Source organism: Halorientalis brevis (genome assembly GCF_023077655.1).
The window spans coordinates 277,316-290,444 of record NZ_JALLGV010000007.1 but is presented as its reverse complement, the minus strand read 5'-3'; the positions used below and the strand labels follow the sequence as shown (position 1 = coordinate 290,444).

The following is a 13,129-nucleotide window of genomic DNA, read 5'->3' as shown; positions in this document are numbered from 1 at the left end:
GGGTGGCGTGACCCGTCTCATCGGGAGTTTGGATGACCATATTTCAGTGGATTGGGGTCTGCCAGGAGAAGATGAATCAGCCGCTCACCCTCCGTGCATCCGACCTATCGGGACTCCGGTGTGCCACAGGGAGTCTCCATGTACGTGGGACTGATCCCGATTGCGGGGTTCGCACTCTCGTTGAGACTGCCGACCGTGACGACGGCTCCGAGACAGCCCGGATCCTCGTGACTGTCCCCGTAGTACCTGTCGTAGTCGTCCTGTGTGAACGTGTACTCCCAGGAGGTGGACTCTCGCTCGCCGGACTCCTCGATGTGATGGGCGTGAATGGTATACTCTCCCTGCGTCTCGGGCCACGACGGCGCAATAACCGTCCCAGGCGTGCCGTTTGCAGCGTCGATCGCGGGTAGCGAGAGCGTCCGATCGAGCAGGTCGGTCTCATCACGGACCACCAGGAGGCGAATCCGGTTCGGGACGAGAGACGAATTGACGACTGTAATCTTGCCGAGGACTGTTCCCGACTGACCGGCCCCACGGATGGCTGCACACCCCGCGAGCGGAACACTCCCAACTGCTGCCAGGCTTTTGAGTGCGGTGCGTCGGTTCATTGGTGACCTCGATCAGGAACTGCAGACACTGCGTGCGTGGAGGGCATCGTCCGTCTACGCAGGGTGTGATACGCCTTCGATAAGTATCTTCGCTGTCTCGACCCCCCGGGCGTCGAGGAGTACGAAGTTCGTTGTCTGGCCCTGCTACCGAGCGCTAGGAGCCGACTTCGAGCGCCATAGCCGGTGGTTTCCACTCGTCGCCGGTGAGGTTTCTGTCGCCAAAATGGGTGATGGCGAGCAAACACCTATCAGTGAAGACCGGCCCAGCCGGTCTCGTGGAGGGTTGAACAGATGACACAGCAACGCTACAGTGGCCAGACCCCCGATGCGGCGCTCGAGGCGTTCATCAACGGCTTCTGTCGCGCTAACGAACTGGACGCGAAATCGTATTCGTATCAGGACCGGTCGATCGAGTCCGATCCCGCCGATCACAGCGCGGACTACAAATTCTCGTTCTCCAGAATAGAGGAGTCTGGTCGTGTGGTGTATCGTGACTACGAGGGTTCCATCTCCGAGACGCAGGCCGGATACGAAGTGCGTCACTGGGAGTCGAGCGTTCGGGATACTGGGCGGGCACCGAAGCCGCCCGGGGAGACGCCAGGCCGGTTACGTGGGCGGCGGCCGCGGGATCGACGTTACTGATCCTGTGTTGTCTCCCGATGGGTAATCGACTTATCAGGTCACCGCGATAGTAGGTAGTATGCAACGTGCGGTCGCTCAGGACCAGGTGCTCGACCGGGCGTACTCACTGTCCCCCACGGAGTTCGAGGTCCTCTGTAAGGTCGTCCTCGGTGAGTCACTGTCCTTTGCCTCGCTGTCGGTAACGCCCCAGTCACACGACGGCGGCATCGATATCGAGGGACGGCTCGATCACGACTGGGTGGCGGCCGACTTCGGCGTGCAGGCCAAACGGAACGCGACCGACAACACGGTCGGCAGTGATCGCGTCCACCGCTTCGCCGGAGCCCTGCTCGACAGCGACTATCAGATCGGGACGTTCATCACCACGAGTTCGTTCACCGGCCCCGCGGTGGAGACGGCCGAGCGGCTCCCTGTGAAGCTGGTGTCGGGTCGCGACCTCTCGGCGGCCATGGTTGATCGCGAGTTGGGTGTCGTGTCGACTGATCACGGGGACGAGTTCGAGCTCCACGACGGCTTCTGGCAGACGCTCGAACGGAGTGACGAGGCCATCCCGGCGAGTGAGGTTCCATTGTCGCCGAACTTCGAGCGGATGCGTGCCGTGCTGGCGGCGATGCGTGAAACCGATGGGACGGCGGCCAGTCTCCGCTCCTGGGTCAATCAGGGCACGCTTTACGCGGGAGAGTTGAGTGACCGCCACACCTACATCAACGCCAATTCGGCGACGGCGCTGGGCTGGGCGCGGAAAGAGCCTCCCGTCGGCTCGCGGGACGTCCAGCGCTGGGGGGTGACGGCTGCCGGCGCCGAGTATCTCGACGCCGAACTGGGTTCGCCGCGGGAGCGTGAGCTTCGGTGTGCGGCGATCCGTTCCGTCGAGGTCGTCGAACTGGTCTACGAACAGCTTCGGGCCGAAGGTAAACTCTCGATGGATGCGATCGATTCGTTCCTACGCGAGGAGACGACGCTTTCGGGTGCGAGTGTTGATCGGCGTGGGAGTACGGTTCGGTCGTGGCTGACCGAGTTACCGGACGTTTCGATGGAACGATCCGGTCACGAGAAGTACTACGTGTATTCGCCGGCGTAGACCGCTGTTGTCCGCCATTCGCCGCTGGTGATCTTTCTGTCGCCAGGAATGGGCGGTGGCGACCGAACAAGACTGCATCGAAGCACTGCAGGATACTGATCGGACAGACGTAGATAACGTAAATTATCACGATAGCAGGGTGAATCTCATACTCTCTTATGTGAATTTTATGTGCCCCTGAGGGGTGCGGGCGCGACTTCAAATCCGAAGACGCGTCCAACACTGATTGCTATGATTACGGAAGAAGATTGTATTGAGGCACTTCGAGAAGCTGCACAGATCCTCGGCGAGTCCCCGACCAAAGCCGAATACGAAAATCTCGATATCACGCCGTCAGCATCGACGATCCTCAGGCATTGTGATGGGTGGAACGACGCGAAAGAGCAGGCCGGACTGGAAACGAACTTTTCCAGAGGGAAACGTGTCCAGGACAAGCCCGACGACGTCGAGTTACCCGATGGGATGGAGTGGGCCGAACTCTCCCAGGATCAACGCTGGCACTACAGACACAAAGACGAGAACGCGGAGCGGACGCTCCAGCGGCGAACAGAGCTCCGACAGTGGCTTCACACGCTCAAGAGTTCGAGTGATGGGTGTTCCGAATGCAACGAGTCGGATCCAGCTTGCCTCGATTTTCATCACCTCGACGGCGAAGACAAGGAGGCGGACGTCAACAAGATGGTTCCGCGTGGCTACTCGAAGGCGGATATTCGAGCTGAGGTGGAGAAATGCGAGCTGATCTGTGCGAACTGCCACTGGAAATCACACCATACTGCGTCCGACTACATGGACAGTATCGAACACGTCGCAGATCCCCGTGCGTCACTGGAAACCAGAGCCACCGAGGAGGTCGCAACCCAGCTCGCAACTGCTGAAATCCCTTTGACCAAAGAGGAACGAATCCGGGCGTGGACGCACGCTTACAAGCGAGCGCGTGGCTGTCACTGCTGTAACGAGGATGCGGCGATCTGCCTCCAGTTCCATCACAATGGTGAGAAACGGCTAGGCGTTGGGCAGATGATTTCGGACAGCTATCCGATCGCAGAGGTTCTGGCAGAGGTTGAAAAGTGTGTTGTGCTCTGTGCGAACTGCCACCGAAAGGAACACTACGAGGTCGTACCGGGCGAGAGCCCGTCTGAGGAGTAGATTCGTGATAAGGGCCGTATTCCGATCTGAGAAATCTCTGTAACCCTGTCCCAGTGCGAGGCCCACTTCTCTTCAGGTAGCAATCGTTGTGCCATTCTCGGACTATGGGGCTCGGTAACAGTGCTGTTAGCCCGCGGACTCCGCAATACATATTAACCACTGCGGCTAACCATTGACTGTCTCGTTGGGAACCGGATGACGGTGACCGGCGAAACATGTCAAAGTCTCGTGGGGTAGCGGCCAATCCTGTTGCCTTCTGGGGGCAACGACGGAGGTTCGAATCCTCCCGAGACTACTTTACTACCGAAATTACGCTCCTTAGAGCTTTGTATGCCGGTTTAATTCTTATCCGAAGGCACACATTTCAATGATGGAAAACTGGGAGTTATGTCCGAAAATCACGCTGTCATTTCTGTACTGATCGACTACTCAGCGGGTCGTCTTGCAGAACCTGGGAGATTCTCTCAACGTTGCCAGTCTCTCAAGGCGAAATCCCTCTCTCCCAAGTATGCGAACCAGCCAGCCCACGACCCACCACCCCACCCTCCGCTCCCGGCCTTCGGCCGGCAGCCACGACCGTTTCCACTCGAACCACTCCGGAACTGGCAGAACTGAGAAACGGTCTCGTAGCCCCGACCGGATCAGACGGCGTCACGGTGGCACAGAAGAGAAGTCCAAAAGCGTCAGTCCAGTTCGAGCAAGTAGTGACTGTCTGCAACCACCTCCATTGCACTGAGACAGGGCTGTTCCTCGCCCTCCCCTGGGCCAGTACATTCGTAGATGTCGTACAGCAACCCGCGGTCCGTCGCTTGCGCGCGGAGATACACGGGAATGATTTCGGCAACTGTCGGTGACAGCTCCTGTTCGACCGCCAGATACGGATAACAGAGCTTGTGCTTGGCGAGCGCTCGCTCTCGCCCGGTCTTGGCTTCCAGCACGACTAGGACACGCTCCCCGTCCTGGCGCGTCATCACGATGGCGTCGATCTCCACCTGGCCGCCGTTGTGGTGGAGGACTGTCGGGAGCGCACGATGCGGCTCGAATTCGAAGTCGAAGGTGGAGGCGATCGTCGTGGGGGCGGCCCCGATCTGCTCGACGTCGAGATCGAGCGCCCGACTGAGCAGCCCTGTCGACAGGGCGAAATTGACGAGCGAGGACTCGGAGAACTTTGGGAGCATTCGATACACCTCGAGCATGTCTCGAGCCTGTTGACTGATCGCGTCGGCGTCAGCCCCACCGGGCGAAAAGTCGAGGTGCGTACGCTGGTCGGTGTCGAACCCGGCTTCGTCGATGAAGAAGTCGTCCAGTTGGCCCGGAACCCTGACCAGGGCGAACTGCGTGCCCCGGCCTTCCGATGCACGCCCCAAGCGAAGGATCATGGTATCGTGCTCGGCGAGGGCGGTCGCCAGGTCGCGCCGGGTATCGATCGAAATCTCCGCGGCAGTACGATAGTCGCCCGGGTCTTCACCACTGTCCCGCAGGTAGTCCAGAAACGACTCCGGCCCATACAACCCAGCAGACTCACCGTCAAGCTGCTGGAGGGCAGCCGTCCAGTGACTGTCACCCATTCCGTGACATCACATACGAACAACAGATAAAATTTCCAGTATAATTTCAGTGGGACAGAGAAGCAATCTCTCGTATGGATCGACAGTCGGAATGGGACGTCACCGACCATATGATCGGCCAGACCAGGTAACTCCCAGCCCTCGACCGGAGGTATCGATGTGGCCTGTATCTTCAAGTTACCACTCTGAGATACCCAGCGCATGGCCAGTGCGGCCCCCGAGTTGACGGAACCGCACGTCCTCGCGCACACGAAGCGGCGGCTCTTCCCGGACGAGGATACGGAGAACACGTATGCGGTCGTCGACACGCAGTTCGCCCAGGAGCGCTGGATCGACGACCAGCGGATCGACGACGAGGTCCGCGACCGCCTGGCGCCGTTCAACCACGTCCAGCTCGGTTCGGGCTACCCGGACCTGGTCGGCGTCCGCCCGGTGGACAACGACCTCCTGGCTGTCGACCGCGTCGGGGAGGAGCCACCACTGATCGCCATCGAGGCGAAAGGCTACACCGGCACCCAACGGCCGGACGTCGAACGCGGGATCGTCCAGGCGTACGACCGCCTCGGCGAGGCGAACGTCGCATTCCTCGCGGCACCCCAGGATTCGCTGTCGCAATCAGCACGAACCCTGGCTCGCGAACTGAACGTCGGTATCCTGGCCGTCGACGGCGATGGGGCCGTCACGGCAGCACTCGAACCGCGGGTCGTCGGGAATCGAACGTCCAGCGAGGTGTCGGCGATTCGCTTCCAGGCGAGCGCGCAGGGCGTCGCGGACACGAACTTCAGTCTCAACCACCCGAAGAACTATCTCGCCTATCCTCTGGCCGTATATCACGAGGCGCGGACCGAAGACGTCCTCGCGGAGAGGGTAGTGAAGGCGGTCGACGGGGCGCGGACGGGGGCGGAATTCCTCGATCTCATCGCAGTCGAACCCGACGGCGTGCAGCTGCGCCCGCTCGGCAGGGAGGTCGTCAGGTTCGCCCTTCGCGAGTACGGCTCGGTCGATGCGGCACTCGACGGCTTCGCGGACTGGAAACGCTCGCGGACACGGTTCTGTGACCTCGCTCCGACGTGGGGACAGGTGGCTCGCCGCGTCGTCTACGAGTATCCGGGGACGAAACTGCTCGTCGAGGAACTGCAGACGATGCACGACGACGGCATCCCGGAGCCATCCATCGTCGAACTCGTCGAGTATCTCCATGACCAGAGCCCCACTTTCACCGTCGAACTGTTCATCCGGGGGACCGACGACGTGCGGCAACGCGTCCTCGATGCGGACGGCGACCTACAGCGGGACCAGCTCGAGAACGGCGACGTGTATCACTCACCGACAGTGTTCCAGTTGAAGACGATGCTCTATCACGCTGGGATCCTGACCGAAAGCGGCGTCGAACCGTCGAATCTCGACCCGACACGGGACGAGTGGGCTCTCAGAGAACCGCTCGACAGATTCCGCTAAACACGGGTCTGAGGGTGACTTCGACAATCTTCAGGACGAGTCTCTGGAGTGGGGCGTCGGCTCGACTGGGGATCGGGACCGACGCATGGCGGAACTCGACCTCGAACGCCGGGTCAGCGAGGACATCCGTGACCTCACCTTCCTGCTGGGTGACCATCGACGACGAACCGGGGACGGAGAGCAAGCGGGCCTACGTCGAGCGGAACGCGCTGGCGCTGGTCAGTCACCGAACCGCTACCTCCGTGGGTGTGGCGACGTCGGTTATCGCCGGGCTTCGAGGTCTCCCAGCGCCTTCTGAAAGCGTTCTCGGTGGACGGCGGCACCGGTCGACGCCCGCTCGGCTACGACATCGGCGTACGACTCGAACGCCTCGGCATCCGAGTCCGTCGCCAGCACACAGTCGACATAGCCGTCGAGTGCCGTCTGAAACGCCCTGGCATAGTGGTCGTAGGCAGCGTCGACGAGGTCGATGTTGTCGTCGATGCCCTCGAACAGCGCGCGGTAGACGGTCGCTGCCGCCTGATACTCGTCTCGTGTGCGATACTCCTCGGCAACGTCGAACAACTGCGAGAAGTCGATGGCCTCCGTGACGACCGAATCGTCCGCCGTGTGCTGAGCGAACAGCCGGTCGACTTCGGGACGGTACTCGTCGACGGTTTTGGCTGTCGTGTCGCCAAACCGAGCGAGAAATCGGTCGCGGAAGTCCCGGTCAGTGGCGAGTGCGTCGGTGACGAACGCACGTAGGTCGTCCGCCGGAACGTCGTCGAGGATGGCCTCGACGCGCTCGCTCTCGTCTGTCGGTGGAGTCACAGCTGTTTTGAGCAATACTGCGACGACGTGCTTGCAATCTCCTGGCCCGTCGTACGGACACGTACAGTGTGGCGTGCTGGCTTCGTCGTCCAGGTCGATAGTGACGTCGTACAGCTGTGATCCGCTGACAGCCGCAGTGACGACGTCGCCGTACCGCTCGATCCGCTGGATTCGTCCCTCGTCACGATAGGTCTGGCCGCGCTCGAAAACCGCATCGGTACATCGGTCTCGAATCGTGCTCTCAGTGATGTCCATGGTGTGCAGTCGAGGCGCTGGTTCGATGAAGGCGGTCGCACAGCGGCGTGCCCGTGTATTCGTTCTGGAATCTACGACCGGAAATAACGTTTTGGACGCGTTGGTACACCGACTGGTCCCTCGTGACGGGTTACCGGGATCGATCATCGAAACCGGTCAACAAACGACTGGGAGAAGTCGTCTCTGATCCGCGCTCCGAGCGTTGTTGCAAAATAACGAAGTTATTCATTTCGGATAGCTAGTCAGCGTCAGGGCGGCAGATGGCGATCGTAGACGTTCTTTCGGTGACCCACGGCCTCGACGATGAGGCAATCGTCGTTCCGGTCCCAGGTGATGATGGCGCGGTAGTCGCCGGCTCGGAGTTTGTAGTAGGGCCACCCGGTGAGTGGGTCGAGGCGGTGTTCGGTCCAGTCCCGTGCCTCGGCGAGTTTCTTCAGGATGCGTTCGCGGGCTTCGGCCTCGAGTTCCTCCAGCTGCTCGTCTGCTTGCGGCGTAATCTCGACATCGGTCATGCGTGCCTACTCGTCGATATCCACGTCGTACTTTTCCGCGACCTCGTCGAGAGACCGCGTCTCGCCTCGCTCACGCTGCTCGCGGCTCTCTTCGAGGGCATCGACCGTTTCCTCGGACAGCGTGACCGGCGGGTTTACCCAGTCACGCAGCGCATCGCGGATGGCTTCGGACTTGCTGGAGTAGCCACGCCGCTCCCACTCTTCATCGAGACGCTTCAGCAGGGCCTCAGGGACGCGAACGTTGATCTTCTCCATTCGATCGTCGCCGGCGTCCGTGTCGGTGCTCATATACTGTGATACAGCGGTACTACACAAAGGTCTTGCCCACCCGGATACGGGTGGAGCTACTAACAGAGCGTGGTATTCGGGCCGCAGTGAAGCGCACGGCTGAGGCCGCAGCCGCACAGACTGGTGATCCGGACTTCGAGGAGGTCAGCAGTCACGACCTCTGTCGGCGGTTCGCGCAACACCTCATCGTCGACGAGGACTACGACTCGGCCTCCCTGGGCTCTCTTGCAGAGCAGGTCAGCGAGACAGATCCCCCTTTGATCCGAGGACGGCGCTGTTTCGAGAGGGACTCCTTACCGACGAACTGGGTGCCCGTGCCTCGCAGTGCTCGCCGCCTCGTCCCGACCACGATCGTCTCTCTGTGGGACGTCATCCGACGCTTCACACCCGTGCGTCGGCGGGTGACGGCCGCGTCATCCACCCGCTCTCGTGTCCCGTCGCCTGCGAGGCTCGTCACTCACCTGGCACTGGGATTTTTGGTGACCTCCCCTGATATCTCACCGTATGGACACCTTTCGATGGCACCTGGAACGGAGAGATTCGGTGGTGAACGGTCTATGAGCTACGTGTTCTGGGCCGTGGTCGCGATGGTCTGCTATTCCTTTGCGTTTCTCTTCATGAAACTCGCACTGCGTGGGCTGCCGACGTTTACCGTCATGCCGATCGCGATCCTCACCCTCGCAGCGGGGGCGACGGCCGTGGCGTTCCTGGTCGGCGAGTGGTCGGTCCCGTCACTGACGGGGCGGCCGGTGCAGTTCGCACTCGCAGCCGGCCTCTGTCTCGCCGGTGCTGTCGTCGGGTACTTCCGTGCGCTCTCGACTGGGCCGGTGAGCGTCGTCGTCCCGATCTTCGGGATGTTCCTCGTCGGTGGTGCCCTCCTCGGCATCGTCTTTCTGGGCGAAGGACTCACGGCCAAGAAGGCCCTCGGTATCGCGTTCGGTGCTGTCGCGGTCGTTCTCATCGCCTCGTGAGGAGTTAACTGTGAGCACCTGCGGCCTGCACGCCTCTGCCAGCGGTGCTGCGCAAGCGCCGACGAGTGCGCACCTGTACTGCCTCGGGGTCCCTGAACCATGCCAGCCTCCGGATTCGTCTCTGCCGTTCTCCTCTTCTCCCTCCTGCAGCCGACCGATTACCCGTTCATCGCGTAGACGGGGTTTTCGCCACGTCGAACGCCTGCCTCACACGGAGATCAGTCACTGTCGCGGCGACGAACTCCTCGTCGGCAGCCGTCACGCCGGTGATCGCGCTAACGTAATCCTGGGGGTGAGTCGTCGACCGCCAATCGATGGACCATCGTCTCACGCTCGGCCACCTCGTCTGCTAAATCGCGCCGGGTATCGATCGAGATCTCCGCGGCGGTCCGATAGTCACGTAGACCGATCGTTGGCGATGTTTGTTCTGTTTCACTAATCTTTATTCTGCTATTGGAACATTTTCCAGATATGCCCTCCCTCGACTCCGTCGCCATCGAATGGCTCGCAAGTGGTGCGTTCGTCGTGCTCCTCGGTGCTCTCATCAAGTTCGCGGGCTGGACGTGGTTGCTGGCTGGCTACAGCGAGTCCACCTCGTCGGTGTCCGATGACGTCGTCCGAGACATGGCTGGGAACACGATCCTCCGCGTCGGGATTGCCACCGTCGTGGTCGGCGTGCTCGCGTCCGTGACGACCCCACCAGCGTATCTCGAACCCGTAGTCGGTGCGGTCATCGTGCTGGATGTGGGCCGGCTGATCTACCGGTTGAACACGTGGTCGCCCTCACAGACTGCCTAACGTGTGAGCGTGGCTCTGTATTCGAATCGAGCCACCCGTTCGTCACTGCGATGCCAACCCGGGACTGCTGAATCCCGTCGCAGTGCTGTGAACGCAGCCCCCTGAGATCGATACCTGCTGTATTCAGCGAGTCGTCTGTCCTCAGCCAGTGGTAGTTCAGAATTTCGTCAGAGGCGCCGGGCAAACACAGAAGGCACGTGCATTCGACGGTACACGTATGCCCGCCAGCCGAGCGGCAGCCGGTAGTCTCGCTCTCGGGCTCGTCCACGCGGGAGGACTACTCATCGTCGCCAGCAGCCTCGGGTACGAGGTCGGCCCAGCGAACTATTCGGTTCTTGGACTCGGATGGCGGTACGGTGGGCTGATCGTCGTGGCGGCGCTGCCAGTGTATCTCGCGAGTCGATACCACCTCGTACTGCCCGTCGTTGGATTGGTCCTCACGACGGGGTACGTCGTTGGGATGGAGCTCACACCGCCTGGCCCGACGTTTCGTGACGCCGCCGAACTCGAAGGGCTCGCCGAGCCGACCGGTATCACGGTCGTCGAGAACGGTCTGTATATCGTCCGATACATGGTCAACGCTTCGGTCTGGACGGTCGCGTTTCTGTTCCTCGGACTCGTCGAGTACGTCGCTCGCGATACCCTGCCGTGGCTCCCGTCAGTCCCGAACTCCGTTCCGGGGCTGGCGATCCCTGCCTCACGACGACGGGCGGCCGCGATCGCTGCCGCGGGCGGACTGCTCCACGCTGCCGTCATGGTGTGGTTCGCTGCTCGTCTCGGAGTGACGCTGTCCGGAGGGTCTGTGTGGCTCCTGTTTCTGTTCGGTGCTGGTGGCATGTGGGTGCTCGCTGCGATTCCACTCTACCTTCTGGTTCGCCACCGATTACTCGTGCCGTCGGCGCTGTTGACGCTGTTCATCATGCTCGATGTCCGGGCGGAGTTCACGGCAGGCGTGGAGGACCCCCACGCGCTCTACTTCGGCGGCTGGTTCCTGTTTCTGGCCGTGCTGCTGATCGCGGCAGCTCTCGAGTACGGTCTTCGCCGCTTCGACCTGGCTACGCACCTCCCAACCGGGATGTGAACCCGTCGCCGTCTTCCCACCGACCACTGTCGGCCACCCGAACCAGGAACTCGAAGCGCTGGGTGGCTGGGAGTCCCGACGAGACAACTCCTTTCCCTGCTCCCCGGTAGACACTCGCATATGGCTCGCTCGGACGACTGCGTGTTCTGTGAGATCATCGACGGAGAGCGCGACGCGACAGTGCTACACGAATCACCGGAATATCTCTGCTTTCTCGACACATCTCCCGTGACGGAAGGCCACGCACTCGTCGTGCCGAAAGAACACATCCAGTATCTCGAAGCGGCCGACGGATCAGCGCTCTTTGCGTTTCTGCAGGAGGCCCATGCGAAGGTCAAGGAGCGGTACGATCCTGATGCGACGAACATCGGACTCAACAACGGCCAGGCGGCTGGGCAGACGGTGCCCCATTGCCACTGGCACGTCATCCCCCGCTACGACGGCGACATGGTCGATCCGACGGGTGGCGTGCGGGGCGTCATTCCCGAGAAACGGACGTACGGCGAGTGACGACGGTAAGTCCGATGCCACGTACAACCGCAACTCGCGAGAAGCTTTTTCTATATACAGATGTAAAGCATGTGTATATGTCCGATGCTGATACCGGGATGGGAGACGACGGACCAGAGATGGTCCAGATCAACCTCCGACTGAGCAAGGCCTTCCTCGAGGACATCGATACGACGTGGGAGGAACAGGGATTCAACTCCCGGAGCGAGTTCCTTCGGTACGCTGCTCGTGACGCGGTGAAACATCCCGAGTTCTCCCGAGAGGGATGGAAACAGATCGCGGCGAGCGAACACGACTTACGGGCCGGTGATGCGGAGTTGGTCTCACGCGACGAAGTGATCGAGATGATGGATCAGGGTGCGGATGACGAGTGATGCGGACTGGACCTGGAAGTTCACGCCCCGTGCTGCAGACCAGTTCGACGCGCTGGATCCACATGTCCAAGACCGCATCGTCTCGAAGCTTGACGAGGTGGTGAACTCTGAGTGGCGAGATCCCGACGACTTTTTGGAGCCGTTGACTGGAGGTCCGTTTTCGAAACTCCGCGTCGGCCAGTACCGCCTCGCTTGCATCCTTGATTTCGATGCCACGGTCCTCGAAGTCCATCGGATCGAACATCGAAGCGGCGCCTATACTGCCGACGACTGAGCACGGCTCATTTGAGGGTTTCAACAGATCCCCACTGGTATATTATTCTCCGAGACGACGGCGATGTAGACGATCAGACGGTTGGCGTGCCCGGTGTCATTCCCGAGAAACGAACGTATAGTGAGAGCTGACGAGGATGCTGGACACCGAGATGACTAGTTCCCGAGCCATCTATCGTGGCAGACACCCCTGACCACTGGAAAACCCTGGTGTGTTACCATCTGCAGAGAAACGTCCGAAGAGTGTGTGCCCGAACTGACCCTCGCCAGTGTGCTGTCCGCTCACACCAACTCGAAGACGTGGACCGGCCACTCCTCCTCGTAGGACAGGTCGAACTCCGGGTCGATACCGGCTGCCTCGGGATCACGGACCTGGAGTTCGACGCGGTCGCCGATGGTGACGTCCGCGAGCGTAGCGTCGACGCGACCGGTCAGTCGCGCCGAGGAGTCGAGTTCGACCACCGCGACGGTGATCGGCGCCAAGTCGGCGAACGCGGACGGCGGCCGGTTGACCGACGTGTACGAGATCACTTCGCCGGTCCGCGGCTGTTCCTCGATCGTGACCGCCCGGCTGCCGCAGTTGTAACAGGCGGGGCGCGGCGGGAGCAGGTGGGTGTCGCACTCGGTACAGCGGGCGGCCACCAGCCGGCCCTCGGCTAACGCGTCGAAGAAGCCGGGCAGCGTGAACGGTGAGTCGGCGGTGATGTCCTCTGGTGCGAGCGGTCCTGTCGTCGTGGGGTCGGTGTCTGGCATG

At 61.3% G+C, this 13,129-nt stretch carries 15 protein-coding genes, 1 tRNA gene and 1 pseudogene; 11 read left to right on the top strand and 6 right to left on the bottom strand.

What is annotated here, in order from left to right; all coding sequences use genetic code 11:
- Positions 1-104: 104 nt before the first annotated feature.
- Positions 105-608, bottom strand: a complete 504-nt coding sequence (locus MU553_RS17000) for a hypothetical protein (protein ID WP_247379678.1) — start codon at positions 606-608, stop codon at positions 105-107.
- Positions 609-1,308: 700 nt separating this feature from the next.
- Here MU553_RS17000 and MU553_RS16995 point away from each other — a divergent pair.
- The 3 genes from MU553_RS16995 to MU553_RS16985 all read left to right on the top strand — a co-directional run bounded on the left by MU553_RS16995 (position 1,309) and on the right by MU553_RS16985 (position 3,772).
- Positions 1,309-2,331: a restriction endonuclease gene (locus MU553_RS16995; RefSeq protein WP_247379676.1), complete on the top strand. Its 1,023-nt coding sequence runs from the start codon at positions 1,309-1,311 to the stop codon at positions 2,329-2,331.
- A gap of 231 nt (positions 2,332-2,562) precedes the next feature.
- A complete protein-coding gene (locus MU553_RS16990) occupies positions 2,563-3,477 on the top strand; it encodes a homing endonuclease associated repeat-containing protein (protein WP_247379674.1) in 915 nt (304 codons plus the stop codon).
- 222 nt (positions 3,478-3,699) lie between these two features.
- Positions 3,700-3,772 (top strand) — tRNA-Gln (locus MU553_RS16985).
- 388 nt (positions 3,773-4,160) lie between these two features.
- Here the strand turns inward: MU553_RS16985 and MU553_RS16980 are convergent.
- Entirely contained in the window at positions 4,161-5,045 is an 885-nt protein-coding gene (locus MU553_RS16980; RefSeq protein WP_247379672.1) for a DUF6997 domain-containing protein, read from the bottom strand.
- Positions 5,046-5,246: 201 nt separating this feature from the next.
- Between MU553_RS16980 and MU553_RS16975 the strand changes: the two genes are divergently transcribed.
- Together MU553_RS16975 and MU553_RS23965 are read left to right on the top strand one after the other, a co-directional pair.
- Positions 5,247-6,503: a hypothetical protein gene (locus tag MU553_RS16975; RefSeq protein WP_247379670.1), complete on the top strand. Its 1,257-nt coding sequence runs from the start codon at positions 5,247-5,249 to the stop codon at positions 6,501-6,503.
- A pseudogene (locus MU553_RS23965) lies at positions 6,467-6,733 on the top strand (GIY-YIG domain-containing protein); the annotation flags it as partial. The gene MU553_RS16975 and the pseudogene MU553_RS23965, both read left to right, overlap by 37 nt.
- A 31-nt stretch (positions 6,734-6,764) precedes the next feature.
- Here the strand turns inward: MU553_RS23965 and MU553_RS16970 are convergent.
- The 3 genes from MU553_RS16970 to MU553_RS16960 form a co-directional block, all read right to left on the bottom strand.
- Complete coding sequence (locus MU553_RS16970; protein WP_247379667.1) at positions 6,765-7,568, bottom strand: SWIM zinc finger family protein; 804 nt, start codon at positions 7,566-7,568, stop codon at positions 6,765-6,767.
- Positions 7,569-7,816: 248 nt separating this feature from the next.
- Positions 7,817-8,080, bottom strand: coding sequence for a type II toxin-antitoxin system RelE family toxin (locus MU553_RS16965; RefSeq protein ID WP_247379665.1), 264 nt, complete (start codon positions 8,078-8,080; stop codon positions 7,817-7,819).
- A 6-nt stretch (positions 8,081-8,086) separates the two neighbouring features.
- On the bottom strand, positions 8,087-8,368 hold the full coding sequence (locus MU553_RS16960; protein ID WP_247379663.1) for a ribbon-helix-helix domain-containing protein: 282 nt from the start codon (positions 8,366-8,368) through the stop codon (positions 8,087-8,089).
- Positions 8,369-8,925: 557 nt separating this feature from the next.
- On the opposite strand from MU553_RS16960, the gene MU553_RS16950 reads away from it, so the two are divergent.
- The 6 genes from MU553_RS16950 to MU553_RS16925 all read left to right on the top strand — a co-directional run bounded on the left by MU553_RS16950 (position 8,926) and on the right by MU553_RS16925 (position 12,376).
- A complete protein-coding gene (locus MU553_RS16950; RefSeq protein ID WP_247380111.1) occupies positions 8,926-9,339 on the top strand; it encodes an EamA family transporter in 414 nt (137 codons plus the stop codon).
- Positions 9,340-9,810: 471 nt separating this feature from the next.
- Positions 9,811-10,137, top strand: a complete 327-nt coding sequence (locus tag MU553_RS16945; protein ID WP_247379660.1) for a DUF3784 domain-containing protein — start codon at positions 9,811-9,813, stop codon at positions 10,135-10,137.
- Positions 10,138-10,354: 217 nt separating this feature from the next.
- Positions 10,355-11,218 carry a hypothetical protein gene (locus MU553_RS16940; protein WP_247379658.1) on the top strand — a complete coding sequence of 288 codons (864 nt, stop codon included), beginning with the start codon at positions 10,355-10,357 and terminating at the stop codon, positions 11,216-11,218.
- Positions 11,219-11,338: 120 nt separating this feature from the next.
- A complete protein-coding gene (locus MU553_RS16935; RefSeq protein ID WP_247379656.1) occupies positions 11,339-11,728 on the top strand; it encodes an HIT family protein in 390 nt (129 codons plus the stop codon).
- Positions 11,729-11,805: 77 nt separating this feature from the next.
- Positions 11,806-12,102 carry a ribbon-helix-helix domain-containing protein gene (locus MU553_RS16930; RefSeq protein ID WP_247379653.1) on the top strand — a complete coding sequence of 99 codons (297 nt, stop codon included), beginning with the start codon at positions 11,806-11,808 and terminating at the stop codon, positions 12,100-12,102.
- Positions 12,092-12,376, top strand: coding sequence for a type II toxin-antitoxin system RelE family toxin (locus MU553_RS16925; RefSeq protein ID WP_247379651.1), 285 nt, complete (start codon positions 12,092-12,094; stop codon positions 12,374-12,376). Before MU553_RS16930 ends, MU553_RS16925 begins: the two co-directional genes overlap by 11 nt.
- Positions 12,377-12,657: 281 nt before the next feature.
- Here MU553_RS16925 and MU553_RS16920 read toward each other — a convergent pair whose 3' ends face one another.
- Positions 12,658-13,128 carry a Zn-ribbon domain-containing OB-fold protein gene (locus tag MU553_RS16920; protein WP_247379648.1) on the bottom strand — a complete coding sequence of 157 codons (471 nt, stop codon included), beginning with the start codon at positions 13,126-13,128 and terminating at the stop codon, positions 12,658-12,660.
- Position 13,129 lies beyond the last annotated feature (1 nt).